18 protein-coding genes are annotated in these 18,952 nt (G+C 70.5%); 6 read left to right on the forward strand and 12 right to left on the reverse strand.

Annotation, left to right across the window (positions count from 1 at the left end):
• Positions 1 to 89 precede the first annotated feature (89 nt).
• Positions 90 to 1,220: a site-2 protease family protein gene (locus OG344_RS27625; RefSeq protein WP_327046195.1), complete on the reverse strand. Its 1,131-nt coding sequence runs from the start codon at positions 1,218 to 1,220 to the stop codon at positions 90 to 92.
• 192 nt (positions 1,221 to 1,412) lie between these two features.
• Between OG344_RS27625 and OG344_RS27630 the strand changes: the two genes are divergently transcribed.
• From OG344_RS27630 to OG344_RS27640, 3 genes are all read left to right on the forward strand, one after another.
• Positions 1,413 to 2,273, forward strand: a complete 861-nt coding sequence (locus OG344_RS27630; protein ID WP_150934739.1) for a RecB family exonuclease — start codon at positions 1,413 to 1,415, stop codon at positions 2,271 to 2,273.
• 98 nt (positions 2,274 to 2,371) lie between these two features.
• A complete protein-coding gene (locus tag OG344_RS27635) occupies positions 2,372 to 3,685 on the forward strand; it encodes a sensor histidine kinase (protein WP_405085592.1) in 1,314 nt (437 codons plus the stop codon).
• Positions 3,686 to 3,746: 61 nt separating this feature from the next.
• Positions 3,747 to 4,430: a response regulator gene (locus tag OG344_RS27640; protein WP_405085593.1), complete on the forward strand. Its 684-nt coding sequence runs from the start codon at positions 3,747 to 3,749 to the stop codon at positions 4,428 to 4,430.
• A 243-nt stretch (positions 4,431 to 4,673) separates the two neighbouring features.
• On the opposite strand, the gene OG344_RS27645 is transcribed toward OG344_RS27640, so the two are convergent.
• The 8 genes from OG344_RS27645 to metH all read right to left on the reverse strand — a co-directional run bounded on the left by OG344_RS27645 (position 4,674) and on the right by metH (position 15,954).
• Entirely contained in the window at positions 4,674 to 5,765 is a 1,092-nt protein-coding gene (locus OG344_RS27645; protein WP_405085594.1) for an ABC transporter ATP-binding protein, read from the reverse strand.
• Entirely contained in the window at positions 5,762 to 6,787 is a 1,026-nt protein-coding gene (locus OG344_RS27650) for an ABC transporter ATP-binding protein (protein WP_327046199.1), read from the reverse strand. The genes OG344_RS27645 and OG344_RS27650 overlap by 4 nt, the downstream gene beginning before the upstream one ends.
• Positions 6,784 to 7,803, reverse strand: coding sequence for an ABC transporter permease (locus tag OG344_RS27655; protein ID WP_405085595.1), 1,020 nt, complete (start codon positions 7,801 to 7,803; stop codon positions 6,784 to 6,786). The genes OG344_RS27650 and OG344_RS27655 overlap by 4 nt, the downstream gene beginning before the upstream one ends.
• 87 nt (positions 7,804 to 7,890) lie before the next feature.
• Positions 7,891 to 9,669, reverse strand: coding sequence for an ABC transporter substrate-binding protein (locus OG344_RS27660; RefSeq protein ID WP_405085596.1), 1,779 nt, complete (start codon positions 9,667 to 9,669; stop codon positions 7,891 to 7,893).
• 71 nt (positions 9,670 to 9,740) lie between these two features.
• On the reverse strand, positions 9,741 to 10,730 hold the full coding sequence (locus tag OG344_RS27665) for an ABC transporter permease (RefSeq protein ID WP_405085597.1): 990 nt from the start codon (positions 10,728 to 10,730) through the stop codon (positions 9,741 to 9,743).
• A 396-nt stretch (positions 10,731 to 11,126) separates the two neighbouring features.
• Positions 11,127 to 11,654: a cellulose synthase gene (locus OG344_RS27670; RefSeq protein ID WP_405085598.1), complete on the reverse strand. Its 528-nt coding sequence runs from the start codon at positions 11,652 to 11,654 to the stop codon at positions 11,127 to 11,129.
• 74 nt (positions 11,655 to 11,728) lie between these two features.
• Complete coding sequence (locus OG344_RS27675) at positions 11,729 to 12,370, reverse strand: HAD family hydrolase (protein WP_405085599.1); 642 nt, start codon at positions 12,368 to 12,370, stop codon at positions 11,729 to 11,731.
• A 119-nt stretch (positions 12,371 to 12,489) separates the two neighbouring features.
• Complete coding sequence (gene metH / locus OG344_RS27680; protein ID WP_405085600.1) at positions 12,490 to 15,954, reverse strand: methionine synthase; 3,465 nt, start codon at positions 15,952 to 15,954, stop codon at positions 12,490 to 12,492.
• A 218-nt stretch (positions 15,955 to 16,172) separates the two neighbouring features.
• Here metH and OG344_RS27685 point away from each other — a divergent pair, with 218 nt between their 5' ends.
• Positions 16,173 to 17,027: a PAC2 family protein gene (locus tag OG344_RS27685; protein ID WP_327046205.1), complete on the forward strand. Its 855-nt coding sequence runs from the start codon at positions 16,173 to 16,175 to the stop codon at positions 17,025 to 17,027.
• 63 nt (positions 17,028 to 17,090) lie between these two features.
• Here OG344_RS27685 and OG344_RS27690 read toward each other — a convergent pair whose 3' ends face one another.
• Genes OG344_RS27690 through OG344_RS27700 form a run of 3 tightly spaced genes read right to left on the reverse strand, consistent with a single transcriptional unit; the run spans position 17,091 to position 18,049 of the window.
• Positions 17,091 to 17,249: a hypothetical protein gene (locus OG344_RS27690; protein ID WP_405085601.1), complete on the reverse strand. Its 159-nt coding sequence runs from the start codon at positions 17,247 to 17,249 to the stop codon at positions 17,091 to 17,093.
• Positions 17,236 to 17,718, reverse strand: coding sequence for an SRPBCC family protein (locus OG344_RS27695; RefSeq protein WP_405085602.1), 483 nt, complete (start codon positions 17,716 to 17,718; stop codon positions 17,236 to 17,238). The genes OG344_RS27690 and OG344_RS27695 overlap by 14 nt, the downstream gene beginning before the upstream one ends.
• Positions 17,651 to 18,049 (reverse strand): ArsR/SmtB family transcription factor, encoded by a 399-nt coding sequence (locus tag OG344_RS27700; RefSeq protein WP_405085603.1) that lies wholly within the window; start codon positions 18,047 to 18,049, stop codon positions 17,651 to 17,653. The genes OG344_RS27695 and OG344_RS27700 overlap by 68 nt, the downstream gene beginning before the upstream one ends.
• 233 nt (positions 18,050 to 18,282) lie before the next feature.
• Between OG344_RS27700 and OG344_RS27705 the strand changes: the two genes are divergently transcribed.
• A complete protein-coding gene (locus OG344_RS27705; RefSeq protein ID WP_405085604.1) occupies positions 18,283 to 18,525 on the forward strand; it encodes a hypothetical protein in 243 nt (80 codons plus the stop codon).
• The gene (locus OG344_RS27710) at positions 18,522 to 18,851 is read left to right on the forward strand and encodes a plasmid mobilization protein (protein ID WP_359872942.1); all 330 of its coding nucleotides are present in this window, start codon (positions 18,522 to 18,524) and stop codon (positions 18,849 to 18,851) included. The genes OG344_RS27705 and OG344_RS27710 overlap by 4 nt, the downstream gene beginning before the upstream one ends.
• Positions 18,852 to 18,952 lie beyond the last annotated feature (101 nt).

Below are 18,952 nucleotides of genomic sequence, written 5' to 3' on the forward strand. Positions count from 1 at the left end.
TGAACCGGCCTGCCGGAGCGCGCGTACGGGTGACCGAGCGTGCTCGGGCCCCGGTCTCGCTCAGCACCTTAGTGCCCCTCCCACGCCGCTCACACCCCGCTGAACATGCGGTTGACATCGGCGGTGGCGAGCACGCCGTAGATCTCGCCGCCCCGCTCGACGAGCAGGTATTCGGGCGCCGGAGAGCCCCGCATGGCGTCGAGCAGCGACTCCCCCTCCAGGTCGGCGCCGAGCACCAGCGCGGGCTCCAGGGTGCGGGACAGGGACCCCACGTTCACCCACGGCCTGCGCTGCTCGGGAGTGGCGTTCACCGCCGCCTCGTTCACGATGCCCACCGGGTGCCCGTCGTGGTCCACCACCACCATCGCCCCGGCTCCCGACTCGCGTGCCCGGCGCAGGCCCTCGGAGAGCGGCACCTCGGCGGTGACCGGGATCGCCCTGCGCGCCAGCACCCTGGCCCGCAGCTGCGGCAGCCGGGCCCGCACGCGGGCGACCCGCAGCGACTGGGAGGCCCCGAGCCAGATGAACGACGCCAGCACCACCGTCCAGAGCATGCTGCCGATGCCGGGCTCCTGCCCGGCCATCACGTTCATCAGGAGCGGCACCACGACCACCGCGACCGCCACGCCGCGCCCGACCCAGGCGGCGACCACCGTGCCCGTGCCCGAGTCACGCTTGATCTTCCACACGGCCGCCCGCAGCATCCGGCCCCCGTCGAGCGGCAGGCCGGGCAGCAGGTTGAACACGCCGACGATCAGGTTGGACAGCCACAGCTGCCACATCAGCACGTGGGCCAGGCCGCCCGGCGGCACCACGAACGCCTCGACCAGGGCCCCCATCCCCGCCAGCCCCAGCGACAGCAGCGGCCCGGCGAAGGCCACGTTGAACTCCCGGCCCGCCGTCTCGGGCTCGCGCTCGATCTCCGAGACGCCGCCGAGCATGTAGAGGGTGATCCGGCGCACCGGCAGGCCGTAGTGCTTGGCCACCACGCAGTGCGCCAGCTCGTGCAGCAGGACGGAGACGTACAACAGGACGGCGAAGGCCAGCGCGACCAGGTAGGTGGCGGACTCGCCGTAGCCGGGCAGCATGTCGGCGAACCGCGGCTGGAAGCTGATCGTGATGAACGCCGCCACGATGAGCCACGTCGGCGAGACGTAGACGGGAATGCCGAACGGCCGCCCCATCCGCAGTCCGGTGGACTCCTTGACAGGTGTGCTCATGTGGCCGCCTTCCCTCCCGCGCCCCTCGATGCTACGCGGCGCGACGTGAGATCAGCCTAAGAGCTGCCCGCCCGCCGCGGAGCACGCGATCGTCCCAGCCGTACGGGAACGGCGGCGGGAGGCGGGAGGCGGGGAGCGGGGAGACGGCCCGCGCGGACGCGTTCTGTCGGCTCGATGTCCTACAGTTCCGGCATGACCCTCGCCGAAGAGCGCGCCGTTATCGGGGCGCTGTCCCCCTCCCGGGCCGGTGACTTCATGACCTGCCCCCTGCTCTACCGGTTCAGGGTGATCGACCAGCTGCCCGAGCGTCCCTCGGCGGCCGCGGTCCGGGGCACCCTCGTCCACGCCGTGCTGGAGCGGCTGTACGACCTGCCGGCCGAGGCGCGGACGGTCGCCGCGGCGCAGGAGCTGCTGGAGCCGCAGTGGCGGCGGCTGCTGACCGAGGAGCCCGACTACGCGGGGCTGTTCGAGAGCGACGAGGAGCGCGACGCCTGGCTGACCCAGGCCCGCGGCATGGTGGAGCGTTACTTCACGCTGGAGGACCCGCAGCGGCTGGAGCCCGCCGAGCGGGAGATGTACGTCGAGGCCGTGCTCGACAGCGGGCTGCTGCTGCGCGGCTACATCGACCGCCTCGACGTGGCCCCGACCGGCGAGACGCGGATCGTGGACTACAAGACGGGCACGGCGCCGGGCCGCGAGTGGGAGGCCAAGGCGCTGTTCCAGATGAAGTTCTACGCGCTGGCGCTGTGGCGGCTGAAGGGGCAGGTCCCCCGGATGCTCCAGCTCATGTACCTCGGCAACGGCGAGATCCTCCGCTACGTCCCCGACGAGGCCGACCTGCGGGCCACCGAGCGCAAGGTCGAGGCGCTGTGGGCGGCGATCGAGCGCGCGGTCCGCACCCGGGAGTGGCGCGCCCGCCGCTCACGGCTGTGCGACTGGTGCGACCACCAGGCGCTCTGCCCGGAGTTCGGCGGCACCCCGCCGCCCGTGCCGGACCGCGAGCCCGGTCTGTCGGCCCGGGTGAACCGACGGTCCGCCGCCGACGAGATCTAGGCGCTCCCCGGGCCAGGGCGCGCATCCTCCGTACGAAGGATGCGGGATTTCCCTCCCGGGCAGGGTGGACACACGCGGGGACGGCCTAAATTTGGTACGTGCGCACCACCCCCGGCAGTACGCGGTCCTGGCTTCGGGCTCATCCCCTGGTCTTCGACGCGATCCTCGCGGTGGTGCTGACGACCGCGTCCCTCTGGTGGATCGCCTCGGCCGGCCCGGGTGAGGGGGCCGGCTGGCTCCGGTCCGCCACGCCGCGGCCGGCGGACGCGTTGAACCTGGTCCTCGCGGCGGCCTGCACACTGCCCGTGGCCCTGCGGCGCGGCCGGCCCCTCGTTCTGCTCCTGGCCACCTGCGTCCCCCAGGCGGCGCTCGACTCGCTCCACTACGACCCCGGCCTGAGCGAGTTCGGCGGGCTCGTCCTGCTCTACTCCGTGGCCGTCTACCGGGGGCTGGCGCTGAGTCTGGCCGCCCTCGGCGTCTCCTTCTCCTCCTACGTCGCCGGCGCCGTCAGCGGGGTCATCACCCCGTCCTGGACCGACCACGCCGTCGTCACCGCCGTCCTGCTGCTGTGCTGGGTGTGCGGCCGGGCGCTGCGGTTGCGCCGCGCCTACCTCGACGAACTGGTCCAGCGGGCGCACCGGCTGGAGCGGGCGCGGGACGCCGACACGCGAGCCGCCCGGGCCGAGGAACGCTCCCGGATCGCCCGCGAACTGCACGACGTGGTGGCCCACCACGTGAGCGTGATGACCGTGCAGGCCGCCGCGGCGCGCCGGATGCTGGACACCAAGCCCGACGTCGCCCGCGACGCCCTCACCGCCATCGAGGAGATGGGCCGTACGGCGATGGCGGAGATGCGCAACATCGTCGGCGTGCTGCGCACCGACGGCCCGGCCGAGCGCGGGCCGCAGCCGGGCATGGGGGACCTGCCGGCACTGGTCGAGCAGATGCGCGAGGCGGGCCTGCGCACGCAGTTGCGCGTCGAGGGCGACCGCCGCCGCCTGCCGCCCGGGGTCGACCTCGCCGCCTACCGCCTCGTGCAGGAGGCGCTCACCAACAGCCTGCGGCACGCCGGGCCCGCCGCCCGCGCGTGGGTCACCGTACGGCACGAGGGGAACGAGCTGACCCTCCAGGTCGAGGACGACGGGCGCGGCGCGGCGCAGGAGTCGGTGCGGATCGGTGGCAAGGGTCACGGGCTCGTCGGCATCCGCGAGCGCGTGGCCCTCTATGGTGGAGTCCTGCGGATCGGACCCCGCGTCGGGGGCGGGTTCGAGGTCCGCGCCCGGTTTCCTTTGAGGGACAGCCCATTGAAGGACAGCCCCCTGAAGGACAGCTCCCCGAAGAACAGGCCCGCCACGAACCACCCCGCCGTGGACGACCCCCTCACGCACGACCCTCTGAAGGACACAGCATGACAATCAGGGTGTTCTCCCCCGCCCGGCGATGGGTCGCCGCCCCGCCCAGGACGGACGGATCATGACGATCCGGGTGTTGCTGGTCGACGACCAGCCCCTGCTGCGCACCGGGTTCCGGTTCATCCTCGAGGCGGAGCCAGACGTCACCGTCGTGGGCGAGGCCGGCGACGGCGCCACGGCGATGGACCAGTCCCGCGCCCTACTGCCCGACGTGGTGCTCATGGACGTCCGCATGCCCGGCACCGACGGCATCGAGGCCACCCGCCGCATCGTGCGGGAGGCCGCGCCCACCGCCCATGTGCCGAAGGTGCTCGTGCTGACCACGTTCGACCTGGACGAGTACATCGTCGAGGCGCTGCGCGCCGGTGCCAGCGGGTTCCTGCTCAAGGACGTGCCGCCGGACGACCTGATCCAGGCGATCCGCGTGGTGGCGGCGGGCGACGCCATCGTGGCGCCGAGCGTCACCCGGCGGCTGCTGGACCGCTTCGCCGCCCGGCTGCCCTCCGCGCACCAGCAGGCCACCCCCGCGCGGCTCGACCGGCTCACCGAACGCGAGCTGGAGGTCCTGCGCCTCATCGCCAAGGGCATGTCGAACGCCGAGATCGCCGCCACGCTGGTGGTCAGCGAGACGACCGTCAAGACGCACGTGGGAAACGTGCTGACCAAGCTCGGCCTGCGCGACCGGGTGCAGGCGGCCGTGCTCGCCTACGAGACCGGGCTGATCGTCCCCGGCACCTTCTCCTGAGTCTCCCGGCCGGCGGGCGCGCGCTCCTCCTCCAGGAGTAGCGGAGCACGGCGGATCCTTCCCCGGGCGCAGGCGCGGACCGTACGCGCGGCCGATGCCCGGCGGGGCCCGCCCCCGGTACCGTCGGAGACAGGGCGTGGCCGTGGGGGCGCGGCACACGCCCCGCCGGTACGGCTCCCGCGGACCGTCTTGGGGGAAGACGGCGGGAGCCGTACCGGCGGAGGACGATCAGGCCGAGGACGATCAGGCGGGGTCGGTCCCGGCCGGGACCGCGCCCGTGGCGGCCGCGCCTCCCGGGACGCCGTCCGAGACGCCACCCGGGACGCCACCCGGGACGCCGCCGGCGAGACCGGGTGCGTTCTCGGGGAAGTGGCAGGCCACCTGATGGCCGGGGGCGAGTGTCTCCAGCGGAGGCTCGACCGTGCGGCAGACCTCCTGCGCCTTCCAGCAGCGGGTGTGGAACCGGCAGGCGGGCGGCGGGTTCAGCGGCGAGGGGACGTCGCCCTGCAGCCGGATCCGCTCCCGGCCCGCGCGCCGCTTCGGGTCCGGGATCGGGACCGCCGACAGCAGGGCGTTGGTGTACGGATGCATGGGCGACTCGTACAGGCCCTTGCGGTCCGCGATCTCCACGATCTTGCCGAGGTACATCACCGCGACGCGGTCGCTGATGTGCCGCACCACCGACAGGTCGTGCGCGATCACGACGTAGGTCAGGTCGAGCTCCCCCTGCAGGTCCTCCAGCAGGTTGACGACCTGGGCCTGGATCGACACGTCGAGCGCGGAGACCGGCTCGTCCGCGATGATCAGCTTGGGCTTCAGCGCGAGCGTCCGGGCGATCCCGATGCGCTGCCGCTGGCCGCCGGAGAACTCGTGCGGATAGCGGTTGTAGTGCTCGGGGTTCAGGCCGACGAGCTCCAGGATCTCCTGGACCGCCTTCTTCGTACCCTGCTCGGTCCTGATCCCCTGGATCCGGAACGGCGCGCCGACGATGGCGCCGACCGTGTGACGGGGGTTGAGCGAGCTGTACGGGTCCTGGAAGATCATCTGAACGTCGCGCCGGAGCGGGCGCAGCCGTCCCTGGGACATGTGCGTGATGTCCTGTCCCGCGTAGAGGATCTTCCCGGCGCTCGGCTCGATCAGCCTCGTGATGAGGCGTCCGGTGGTGGTCTTGCCGCATCCCGACTCGCCGACCAGGCCGAGGGTCTCGCCCCTCCTGACGTCGAAGCTGATGCCGTCGACGGCCCTGACCGCGCCGACCTGCCGCTGGAGCAGGCCCTTCGTGACCGGGAAGTGCTTCTCCAGCCCCTGTACGGACAGCAAGGGCTCCTCGTTCACGAAGCCTCCAGGTTCGGCTTGATCTCGTTGCGCCAGATGGCGCGCCTGCGCTCGGCCGGCAGGTGGCAGCGCACCAGGTGGCCGCCCTCGGTCTCCCGCAGCTCGGGGACCTCCACCCTGGCCAGGCCGGCCGTACGCTCCTCGAACGCGCAGCGCGGGTGGAAGGCGCAGCCGGACGGCACGTTGATCAGCGACGGGGGCGAGCCCTTGATCGGCATCAGCCGCTCGGTCGGCTCGCGGTCCAGCCGCGGCATCGAGCCGAGCAGGCCCCACGTGTAGGGGTGCTCGGGCCGCTCGAAGATGTCGTCGGACGTGCCGTACTCGACGCACCTGCCGCCGTACATCACGAGGATGTCGTCGGACAGCTCGGCGACCACGCCGAGGTCGTGGGTGATGACGATCAGCGCGGCGTCGAAGTCGCGCTGCAGGTCGCGCATCAGGTCGAGGATCTGCGCCTGCACGGTCACGTCGAGCGCGGTCGTCGGCTCGTCGGCGATCAGCAGCTCGGGGTCGCAGCTCAGCGCCATCGCGATCATCGCGCGCTGCCGCATGCCGCCCGAGAACTCGTGGGGGTAGCCGTCCACCCGGCGGGCCGGCTGCGGGATGCCCACCCGGCCCAGCATGTCGATCGCGTGCTTGCGCGCGACCTTCTTGCTCACGTCGTTGTGGATGCGGTAGGCCTCGATGATCTGGTCGCCGACCGTGTAGAAGGGGTGCATCGCCGACAGCGGGTCCTGGAAGATCATCGCCATCTTCTTGCCGCGCAGCGTCCGCACGTGCTCCTGGCTCGCGCCGACGAGCTCCTCGCCGTCCAGCCAGATCTCGCCGGAGATGCGGGCCCGGCCGCCCTTGTGCAGGCCGAGGATGCCGAGGCTGGTCACGCTCTTGCCGGAGCCGGACTCGCCGACGATGCCGAGCGTCCTGCCGCGCTCCAGCGTGAACGACAGCCCGTCGACCGACTTGACCAGGCCGTCGTCGGTCGGGAAGTGGATCCGCAGGTCCTTCAGTTCCAGGAAGCTCATCCCAGCCTCACCCTCGGGTCCACGACGGCGTACAGGAGGTCGACGATCAGGTTGGCGAAGACGACGAAGAACGCGGCGACGAGCACGACGCCCGAGACCTTCGGCAGGTCCTGGGCGAGGATCGCGTCGATCGCGTACTTGCCCAGGCCGGGCAGCGAGTAGGTGCTCTCGGTGAGCACCGCGCCGCCGAGCAGCAGACCGAGGTCGAGGCCGAAGATCGTGACGATCGGCGTCAGCGCGCCGCGCAGGCCGTGCTTGACCACGACCGTCCGCTCGCGCAGGCCCTTGGCCCGGGCGGTGCGGATGTAGTCCTCGTTCATCGTCTCCAGCATGCCCGCCCGGGTGAGCCGCGCGTATCCGGCGGCGTACAGGAAGGCCAGCGTGATCCACGGCAGGATCAGGTTGTACGCCCACATCGCCGGGTTCTCCCCGAACGGCGTGAAGCTGCCGCCCGGGGCGGTGATGCGGAACGGAGTGCCGTAGCTGAAGACGACCAGCGAGACGATGCCGGTGAAGAAGATGGGCAGTGAGACGCCGGCCAGGGCGACGCTCATCGCGGCCCGGTCGAAGAAGCTGCCGCGTCTCAGCGCGGACAGCACGCCGGTCGCCACACCGGCCAGCACCCAGATGACGGCGGCCCCGATGGCCAGTGAGATCGTCACGGGCAGCCGGTCCAGCAGGTCGGGCCAGACCGGGAGCCGGGTGAGGAAGGAGTAGCCGAAGCAGGGCGCCGGGCAGCGCTCCACCCCGGGACCGTAGTCGTAGTCGGCGCCGGCGACGATGCCCTTCGCGAACCGCCCGTACTGCACGATCAGTGGATCGTTGAAGCCGAGCTTCTCGGCCGCGAGCTTGACCTGTTCCGCCGAGGCGGTGCGCCCGACGTAGCGCGCGGCCAGGCTCTCCGAGGTGGCGCCCGCCATGCGGGGCACCAGGAAGAAGATGGCGAAGGTGGCGATGCTCACGATGGTGAGCATCACGACCGCCCAGATCAGCCGCCGGATGATGTATGTGACCACAGTCCCCCCGGCTCCGGGGGCCGGTCCGGTCGGCCCGGCCCCCTTGCCGCGTTCACGCGTCTATCGGATGTGTCTGGTCGCGGACGCTTACTTGACGCCCATGCCGAGGTAGTCGTACATGCCGTACGCCTCGTTGACGAAGATGTTCGTCGCGTTCTTGCTCCGCACGAGCAGGGTCTTGGTCCACACGTTCGGCAGGACGAAGGAGTCCTCCATGACCTTCTTGTCGATCTGCGTCCAGATCGCGTTGCGGGCGTCGGTGTCGGTCTCCAGCATCGCCTGGTCCACGAGCTTGTCGACCTCGGGGTCGCGGACGCTGATGTTGGAGGAACCGCCGGTCTCACGGATGACGCGGCTGTCCACGATCTGCTGCAGGAAGCCGAAGCCGTCGGGCCAGTCGGACTGCCAGCCGTTCATGGCCAGGCCGATCTTGTTGTCCTTGGCGTAGCCCGGCTTGCCGGCGTACAGCGCGAAGTAGTCGGCCTGCGGGAACGGCTTGAGCGTGAGCTTGATGCCGACCCGGCCGAGCGACTGCTGCAGCGCCTCGGCGGCCGCCTTCTCCTTCGGCCGCTCGGCGCGGTAGGAGATGTTGGTCTCGAAGCCGCCCGGCTGGCCGCAGGCGGTCAGCGCCTCCTTGGCCTTGTCCAGGTCGCCCTTGTTGTCGGCGCCCGGCGGGTAGAGGTTGAAGTCCTCGTGACCGGGGATCGCCGGCGGCAGCATGCTGGTCGCGATCTGCCCGCCGGAGAACTCGCCGCCCCAGGCGGTCTGGAGGGCCACCTTGTCCACGGCGTACTGGACGGCCTTGCGGCAGTCGATGTTGTCGAACGGCGGGACGTTGCCGTTGATCGACGTGTACCAGAGGCGGGTGCTGGTCGGGTTGTCGGCGTTGGCCTTCATCGCGGGGTCGGACAGGACCCGGCCGAGGGCCGCCGACTGCACGCCGATGCCCGCGACGTCGATGTCGAGGTCGCCGGAGAGGATCCGGTTGTCGATGTCGTCGGCGTTGACGTTGGTGGAGACCTCGTAGCCGTCCGGCAGCGCCTTGCGGTTCGGGTCGGTCGCCGCGTCCCACTGGTCGTTGCGGACGAGCGTGAAGCCCTTGCCGATCTCGTTCTTCTCGAACTTGTACGGCCCGGTGGCGATGATGTGTTCCTTGTACTTCGCGCCGGTGTCCTTGTCCTTGGGGACCGGGATCGTGGCGGGAAGCTGGGCGAAGTAGTCGAAGTTGCTCAGCGGCTGCTTGAGGTGGAAGACGATCGTGTAGTCGTCGGGCGTCTCGATCGCGCTGTCGGTGTTGACGTCCTTGGACTTGTACGCGCCCTTGTAGTCCTTCGGCCAGGCGAGGAAGTCGTTGAAGTAGGTGTACCCGTCGGGGAACACCTCCTTGTCGAACGACCGCTCCACGGCGTACTTCACGTCCTTGGACGTGACCGGAGTGCCGTCCTCGAACTTGACGCCCTTCTTGATCTTGTACGTCCAGGTCTTGGCGTCGTCGCTCGGCGTGCCCATGTCCTCGGCGAGGTCGGGGGCGAGCTGGTTGCCCTCCTTGCCCACCGCCGACTTGAACATCAGCAGCGACCGGCCGTACAGCCGGACGAAGTTCCAGGAGTAGCCGTAGTAGGTGTCACCCGGGTCGAGGGAGTCCCAGTCACCGCCGTTGGCGAACTTGAGGATGCCGCCCTTCTTGTCCGAGGGGTTGACCACCCCCGTCATCGCGGCGTTGAACTCGCTCTTCGAGTCCGGGCCACCGGCCGCGGCGCCGTCGGAGGACGACGGCGTGCCGCTGCCCGAACCGCCGCCACAGGCGGCCACGGCGAGGGCGAGCACGGCGCCGGTGGCGGCCATGCCCAGTCTTCTTCTTAGCATTGCAAACCCCTTGGTGATGGGAGCCGGGGAGACATTACGAGGGCCGGGGACTTTACGGGAGGAGGGAGGGCTCAGCGGGCCTTCGGGTCGAGAGCGTCCCGCAGGCCGTCGCCGAACAGGTTGAACGCCAGGACCGTGATGAAGATCGCCATGCCGGGGAAGAACATGAAGTGCGGGATCGTGTAGAACCGCACCGCGTCCGACAGCATGCCGCCCCAGGTGGGGGTGGGCGGGCGCACGCCGACGCCGAGGAACGACAGCGCCGCCTCGAACAACACGTTCGTGGGGATCAGCAGCGTCGAGTAGACGAGGACCGGCGCGATCAGGTTCGGCAGCAGTTCGCGGAAGATGATGTACGGCCCGCGCGCCCCGAGGCTGCGCGCCGCGTCCACGAACTCGCGCTCGCGCAGCGACAGCGTCTGCCCCCGGATGATCCGCCCGATGTACGGCCAGTTGAAGAAGCCGATGATGAACACCAGCAGTGCGACGCGCAGCGTGTCGCCGGTCAGGCCGAACGCCGAGTCGGGGACGGTGCCCGCCAGCGCGATCGCGAAGACCAGGAGCGGGAAGGCCAGGAAGACGTCCATCGTCTTGCTGATGATCGAATCGACCAGGCCGCCGAAGTAACCGGCGGTGACCCCGAGCAGGGTGCCGATGACCACCGAGAGCAGCGTGGCCAGAAAGGCGATGAGCAGCGAGATCCGCGCGCCGTACACGACCCGGCTGAAGATGTCGCGGCCGTTCACCGGCTCGATGCCGAACAGGTGCTGGGCGCCGATGCCGGTGCCCGTCTTGGGCGCCATCGTGGAGGAGTCGATGAGGTCGGAGTTGAACTGCGTCGGGTCCTGCCCGAACGCCCCGACGATCAACGGCGCGAAGACGGCGACCAGGATCAGGAAGACGACGATCAGGCCGCCCCCCAGGGCGACCTTGTCGCGCCTGAGCCGCATCCAGGCGATCTGGCCGAGCGAGCGGCCCTGGATGGGAGCGCCGCCCGCTGTGACGACGGCTTCCGGCTCGGCCCGCATCTCCTGACCGGAGACGTCGAGAGGGGCGCTCACCAGGCCCCTCCGAGCCCGCCTGTGGCCGGCGTGCGGCGGGCGGCGCACTCAGGAGAGCCGGAGTACGGCGCTGAGGCGGAGGAGCGAAGTTCGCTCATGACCTTGCTTCGCGCGGCCATTTGGTGTACGGCCCCCTGGGTCCCAGACGACATTGTCCAGCGGGGTCCGCTGTGTACGGCTCCCGCAAACGGACAATGTATGCGTTGAGCTGGGATGACCAGTACCCAGAGCCGGCCTGTGGCTCAACTGTGATTCACCAGAAACTTATTCGTGTTGATCTTGAAAGGATTGTCGGAGTCCCGTTTCGATTGTGTCGTGGAACTGTAACATTGCACCCAGGAGTAACTTGGTCCCACGATGTGGGATGTTCGGCGTGGGATGTTCGGCGTGGGGGGCTCAGCCGATGCCGCGCCGCTTCAGGATGTCCTCGATCTCGGAGAAATCATCCGCCGCGGCCTGTTCGACCTGACGTGGCGCCGTCTTCGCGGTCTGCACCTTCTTGGGTGCTTCAGCCTTGGGCGTTCCAGCCTTGGGCGTTCCAGCCTTGGGCGTTCCAGCCTTGGGTGCGGCGGCCGGTGCCGCCTCGGCCGCGCCGGGACGGGCCGTACGAGCCCGTGCCAGCGAGCGGCCGCGCATCGCGCCGGACACGACGAACAGCACCGCCGACAGCCCCGCCACCGCCACGCCGGCCCAGGCGAGCGGTGACAGCACCAGGCCGGTCACGAAGCTCACGGCGGCCGTGCCGATGGTCCAGAGCGCGGCCTGCGCGCCGGTGAGATAGGCGGCCAGCGGCAGCAGGGACCAGGCGGCGGCCCGCAGGCCCGCGGCCGCTCCCCTGCGGCGGAAGGCCAGATAGGTGAGCACGAGTCCCACCGCGGTCAGGCCGCCGCACACCGGCAGCCAGGCGATCTCGTTGTAGTTCATGGCGGGGCCCCTTCGTCACGTACTTCCATCCTGGCATCCGTGACGCGATCATGCGGGGCCCGCGCCACCCCGATTCAGCGGACGAGTGCCCGCAGGAAGTTCACGTCCACGTCGAGCAGTGACGGCATGACGACCCGCCCCGGCGCCTGCGCGATCGGCAGCACGCTCGGCACGGCGACGACCCGGCAGCCGGCCGCCGACGCCGACGCCACGCCGTTCGGCGAGTCCTCCAGCGCGACGCACCGCCCCGGCTCCACCGACAGCAGGCCCGCCGCGGTGAGGTACGGCTCCGGGTGGGGCTTCGTGCACGTGACGTCGTCGGCCGTCACGATCACTTCGAAGTGCTCCCGGCCCACGGCCTTGAGCACCGCGTCGGCGATGATCCGCAGCGACGACGTGACGAGCGCGGTGCGCACCCCGTGGTCGGCGAGCCCCCTCAGCAGGTCCAGGGCTCCCGGCATCGGCGTCACGTCGGCCGACAGCCTGCTCTCCATCCCGTCGAGCAGCCACTGCCCCACCACCATGGGATCGACGTCCGCCCGCGTCAGCTCCAGCATGTACCTGACGGTGCGGTCCCAGGAGCCGCCCACGAGCTGCTCCTGGTGCTCCGGCCCCCAGGTGCCGCCGAGGCGGGTGACCACCTCGGTCTCGACCTCGAACCACACCCCCTCGGTGTCGACGAGCAGCCCGTCCATGTCGAACAGCACGGCGTCCACGTGGCCCCTTCCCCCCGGTGACCCCCCGATGAGGGGGGACTGACATGGTACGGGGGCCGCGTGGAGGCGCCGACGGCCGGTCGGACGTTGCAGACCCGGTCAGACGTTTCATGAACCCGTCAGACGTTGAAGTACTTCGCCTCGGGGTGGTGGACGACAAGGGCGGAGGTGGCCTGCTCGGGGTGGAGCTGGAACTCCTCCGACAGCCGCACGCCGATCCTCCCGGGGTCGAGCAGCTCCATGACCTGCACCTGGTCTTCCAGGTTGGGGCAGGCCGGGTAGCCGAAGGAGTAGCGGCAGCCGGCGATGTTCACCTTGAGCATGTCCGCCAGCGACTCGTCGCCGCCGATGCCCAGCTCCGAGCGCACCCGCGCGTGCCAGTACTCCGCCAGCGCCTCGGTGAGCTGCACCGAGAGGCCGTGGAGCTCCAGGTAGTCGCGGTAGGCGTCCTTCGCGAACAGCTCGCCCGCGGCCTCGCTGACGCGGTTGCCCATCGTGACGATCTGGAAGCCGACGACGTCCACCTCACCCGACTCGCGGGAGCGGAAGAAGTCGGCCAGGCACAGGTGGCGGTCGCGGCGCTGGCGCGGGAAGGTGAAGCGGGTGCGCTCCTTGCCGTCCTCGTCGAGGATGATCAGGTTGTCGCCCTCGCTCACGCAGGGGAAGTAGCCGTAGACGACCGCCGCCTCCAGCAGGTTCTCCGTCTGCAGGCGCTCCAGCCACATCCGCAGCCGGGGCCGGCCCTCGGTCTCCACCAGTTCCTCGTACGACGGGCCGGCGCCGCCCCTGGCGGCCTTCAGTCCCCACTGGCCCATGAACGTCGCCCGCTCGTCGAGGAACGCGGCGTAGTCGGCCAGCGGAATGCCCTTCACCACCCGGTCGCCGAGGAACGGCGGGACGGGCACGGGAGCGTCCGCCGCGACGTCGGATCGGGCCGGGACGTCCGCCTCCGCGGTCCGCGTCAGCACCGCCCCGGTCTTCACCCGGCGCGCCCGCAGCGGCGGCAGCGACGCGCCGTCCTCCCCTCGCTTGACCGCCATGAAGGCGTCCATCAGGCGCAGGCCCTCGAAGGCGTCGCGGGCGTAGCGGACCTCGCCCCGGTAGAGATCGGCCAGGTCCTGCTCGACGTACGCCCTGGTCAGCGCGGCGCCGCCGAGGAGCACCGGGAACCTGCCGGAAAGGTTCCGGGAGTTAAGCTCCTCGAGGTTCTCCTTCATGACGACGGTGGACTTCACCAGCAGCCCGGACATGCCGATCACGTCGGCCCGGTGCTCCTCGGCGGCCTCCAGGATCGCCGACACCGGCTGCTTGATGCCGAGGTTCACCACGTCGTAGCCGTTGTTGGACAGGATGATGTCGACGAGGTTCTTGCCGATGTCGTGCACGTCGCCCTTCACCGTGGCGAGCACGATGCGGCCCTTGGTGCTGCCCTCGACCTTGTCCATGTGCGGTTCGAGGTGGGCCACGGCCGTCTTCATCACCTCGGCCGACTGGAGCACGAACGGGAGCTGCATCTCGCCGGAGCCGAACAGCTCGCCGACGACCTTCATGCCGTCGAGCAGCACGTCGTTGATGATCTCCAGGGCGGGCCGCTGGGCGAGGGCCTCGTCGAGGTCGGCCTCCAGGCCCTTGCGCTCGCCGTCGACAATCCGCCGCTTGAGCCGCTCCCACAGCGGCAGCCCGGCCAGCTCGGCCGCCTTCCCGGCCTTCACCGACGCGGCGTCCACGCCCTCGTACAGCTCCATGAACCGCTGCAGCGGGTCGTAGCCCTCGCGCCTGCGGTCGTACACCAGGTCAAGCGCGACCTGGCGCTGCTCGTCCGGGATCCGGTTCATGGGGAGGATCTTGGAGGCGTGCACGATCGCGGAGTCGAGCCCCGCGTTGACGCACTCGTTGAGGAACACCGAGTTCAGCACGATGCGCGCGGCCGGGTTGAGGCCGAACGACACGTTGGAGAGGCCCAGCGTGGTCTGCACGGTGGGATAACGGCGCTTGAGCTCGCGGATCGCCTCGATCGTCTCGACCCCGTCGCGGCGCGTCTCCTCCTGGCCGGTGGCGATCGGGAACGTCAGGCAGTCGACGATGATGTCCTCGACCCGCATGCCCCAGTTGTTCACCAGGTCCTCGATGATGCGGGTGGCGATCCGCACCTTCCACTCGGCGGTGCGGGCCTGGCCCTCCTCGTCGATGGTCAGCGCGACCACGGCCGCGCCGTGCTCCCGCACCAGGCGCATGACCTTCTGGAACCGCGAGTCCGGGCCGTCGCCGTCCTCGTAGTTCACCGAATTGATCACGGCCCGGCCGCCGAGCATCTCCAGGCCCGCCTCCAGCACGGCTGGCTCGGTCGAGTCGAGCACGATCGGCAGCGTCGAGGCGGTGGCGAAGCGGAACGCCAGTTCCTTCATGTCGGCGACGCCGTCGCGGCCGACGTAGTCGACGCACAGGTCGAGCAGGTGCGCGCCGTCCCGGGCCTGCGCCCGGGCGATCTCGACGCACTCCTCGTAGTTGCCCGCCAGCATCGCCTCGCGGAACGCCTTGGAGCCGTTGGCGTTGGTCCGCTCGCCGATGGCCAGATACGACGTGTCCTGCCGGAACGGCACGTGCTGGTAGAGGGAGGCCGCGCCGGCCTCGGGCCGGGGGCGGCGCTCGCCGCGGGCGCGCCCGCCGACCCGCTCGACCACCTGGCGCAGGTGCTCGGGGGTGGTGCCGCAGCAGCCGCCCACGAGGGCGAGCCCGTAGTCGCGGGTGAACGTCTCGTGGGCGTCCGCCAGTTCGCCCGGGCTCAGCGGATAGTAGGCGCCGTCGGACGTGAGCTGCGGCAGCCCGGCGTTGGGCATGCACGACAGCGGCACGCGGGCGTGCCTGGCCAGGTAGCGCAGGTGCTCGCTCATCTCGGCGGGGCCGGTGGCGCAGTTGAGCCCGATCAGGTCGACGCCGAGCGGCTCGATCGCGGTCAGCGCGGCGCCGATCTCGGAGCCGAGCAGCATCGCGCCGTTGGTCTCGATGGTGACCTGGGTGATGATCGGGACGTCCCGCCCGGCGGCCTCGACGGCCCGCTTCGCGCCGACGACGGCCGCCCTGACCTGGAGCAGGTCCTGGCAGGTCTCGACGATCAGGGCGTCGGCCCCGCCGGCGATCAGGCCGGCCGCGTTGTCCCGGTAGGCGTCCCGCAGGGTCTCGTACGGCAGGTGGCCGAGCGTGGGGAGCTTCGTGCCGGGGCCCATCGAGCCGAGGACGAACCGGGGCCGGTCGGGCGTCGACCAGTGGTCGGCCCGCTCTCTGGCCAGCCGCGCGCCGGCCTCGGACAGTTCGAAGACGCGGTCGTCGATGCCGTACTCGCCGAGGGCCGCGCGGTTGGCGTTGAAGGTGTTGGTCTCGACGCAGTCGACCCCCACCTCCAGGTAGGCGTCGTGGACGGCCCGCACGATGTCGGGACGGCTCACGTTGAGCACGTCGTTGCAGCCCTCGTGGCCCTGGAAGTCGTCAAGAGTGGGGTCGTAGGACTGCAGCATCGTCCCCATGGCCCCGTCGGCGACCAGAACTCGCTCGGACAGCATGGTACGGAAGGACGGTCTGCTGGTCATGGAGCAAGACTATCGGCCCGCGGGCGGATCCCCGATTCCGCGCGCGGAAAGGGAAGACCGGTGGAGACGGAGGCGGGGCCTCTCCGCGCCCTCGGACATCGCCGCAGGTCGGGGCCGCGCCACAGGCGGGTGTGCCCTGCGAAGGTGACGGGCGGGGCCCCTCACCGAATAGTCTTGGAGTGAGCCATACTGCATAGGGCCAGTGAGGGAGGCGGCGCGTGATCGAGTTCGAAGGGCTCCCCGAGCTCGTCGACCCGGTGCTGATCGCCGCGTTCGAGGGGTGGAACGACGCCGGGGAGGCGTCCAGCGGCGTGCTCGCGCACCTCGAGGCCGAGTGGAAGGCCACTCCCCTCGTGGAGCTGGACCCGGAGGACTACTACGACTTCCAGGTGACGCGGCCGGTGATCGAGCTCGGCGACGGCCTCACCCGCTCCGTCGCCTGGCCGACCACCCGGTTGCTGCTGGCCCGCCCGCCGGGCGCCAAGCGCGACGTGGTGCTGCTGCGCGGCATCGAGCCCAACATGCGGTGGCGCTCGTTCTGCGCGGAGCTCGTGGGGCTCTGCCACGACCTCGGCGTCGAGCTGGCGATCCTGCTCGGCGCGCTGCTCAACGACTCGCCGCACACCCGCCCGGTGCCGATCACCGGCTCCGTGAGCGATCTCGGCATGGCCCGCGCGCTCAACCTGGAGCTGAACAAGTACGAGGGCCCCACCGGCATCGTCGGGGTGCTCCAGCACACCCTCGGCACGGCCGGGCTGCAGACCGTGTCCCTGTGGGCGTCGGTCCCCCACTACGTCGCCCAGCCGCCCAACCCCAAGGCGACGCTGGCGCTGCTGCGCCGCATCGAGGACATGCTCGACATCCCCATGCCGTACGGCGACCTGGCCGAGGAGGCGCGGGCCTGGGAGCACGGCGTGGACGAGCTCGCCGCGCAGGACACCGAGGTCGCCGAGTACGTCAGGGAGCTGGAGGAGCGCAAGGACGCCACCGAGCTCCCCGAGGCCAGCGGCGACGCGATCGCCGCCGAGTTCGAGCGCTACCTGCGCCGCCGCGACCGCGGCACCGACCGCTGACCCACCCCGTCGGCGTCAGGTGTCCACGCCGAAGCCGGACCGTTCTCCGCCGTCAGGGCGCGTTCAGCGCCCCGGCCAGAAGGGGTCCCGGCCGACGAAACCGAGCAGTCTGGTCTGGGCGTCCGCGTCGCCGGGCACCTCGACCCGGGCGCCGTTGACCCGCTCGGTGAACAGCCCGGCGACCTGCCGGTGCCGCTCGGCGGGGTGGTCAGACAGCGTCATCGCCGAGCATCCTGTCCAGCTTCGCGTATCCCTCGTCGACGCCGACCTCCATGCCGCTGCGCAGCCACGCGTCGCGGCTTTCGAAGCTGTCGGTCAGCGACTGCGTCCGCACCCGCGTCCGGCCGTCGCCCAGGTCCTCGAACCACAGCGTCTCCAGCGCGACTCCGTCGGGGTCGCCCTCGAACGTGAAGGTCTGCACGATGCGGTCCGGCCGCACCTCGTGGAAGCAGCCGTGGAACCCGTACTCGACGCCGTCGTGCTCCGAGACGTACCGCCAGCTGCCGCCGGTGCGCGCGTCCCAGTGCTCGATCCGGGTGACCGTGGCGTCGGGACCCACCCACCGGGCGTACACCGCGGGATCGGTGTGCGCGCGGAACAGCCGCTCGGGCGCCGCCGCGAACTCACGACTCGTCCTGATCACCGGCACGCTCGGGTCGGCTTCGATGCTCGTCTCCGTGATCCTGTCCATTCTCGTCTCCGTCCATCTCCGCCAGGACCGCGTCAAGGCGGCGGTAGCGCCGCTCGACGCGGTCCCGGTGGCGCTCGATCCAGGTGTCCACCAGTTCGAGGGCGTGGGCCTCCAGGCGTACCGTCCGGGGTTGCGGCCCGCTCGGCCGGCTGACGAGCCCGGCTTCCTCCAGCACCCGCAGGTGCTTGTAGACGGCCTGCAGCGTCATCCGGTACGGCTCGGCCAGCCTGCTCACGGTCGCGTCGCCCTCCGAGAGCCGGGCGACCATGTCACGCCGGGTCGGATCAGCGAGGGCCGCGAAGACCCGGGACAGCGCGTCCGTGACCCTCACCCCTCTTTCAACCTACTGGTTGAAAGGACCCTAGGCCGCACGCCACCCCTCCGTCAACCACCCGGTTGAAAGCGCAGTTCATTCCGTACGCCAACAGAGCCGTGCACATCGAGAAAGGATCCCTTAACCCTCGCCGCCCCCTCCGGCCACAACCGAGGACAGTGGGACGAAGAGTAATCGGATCATTACCATCTGCACATGAGACCGCATTGTGCATGGCATAATCCAGCGACGTGCGTAGAATCAGGTTTGCGCAGTCAGCGCGGAAGCATCGCGTCGGCACTGCCCGGGTGCTGGCCGTCATTCGAGGCGGACCACCCCTGGTGGTGCCGCCGCCCCATGTCGGGTTGGACGAGCAGTGGCACTGGGCCGGGCCGGACGACCGCGGACTGGAACTCGAGGTGATCGCCGTGCTGACCGAGAAGCACCTGCTGGTCATCCACGCGATGCCGATCGCACTGAGGAGAAAGCCGTGAGCGAGTACGACGGCCCTTGGCCCCCCGACGACGTCGAGCTCAGCCTGGACGACGAGTCGGACGTCGACCTCCAGGCCGAGGAGGTCTACGACCGGCGAGGCAACCGGATCGACCAAGCGTACGTCGACGCCGCGGTGGAACATGTGCGGCGTACGGTGGGCCGCCCATCTCTCACGGCCCCTGGCACGCGGTCGCCGCAGGTGACGTTCCGGCTCAGCCCTGAGGAGAAGGCCGCCGCCAGAGAGCTGGCAGAACGGGAGGGAAAGACCGTGTCACAACTGGCCCGGGAGGCCTTCGCCCGCTACCTGCGTGACCACGCCGCCTGACCTACGCCCGAATACGCGTCGGTGCGCGCCCGTGAGTCTGATTCGGGCCGATTCGGGGCGTGGAGAGCGGACGGGCAGGCTCCTCGCCCGGCGGCGCCTCT

The organism is Microbispora sp. NBC_01389 (assembly GCF_045040095.1).
GTDB lineage: Bacteria > Actinomycetota > Actinomycetes > Streptosporangiales > Streptosporangiaceae > Microbispora.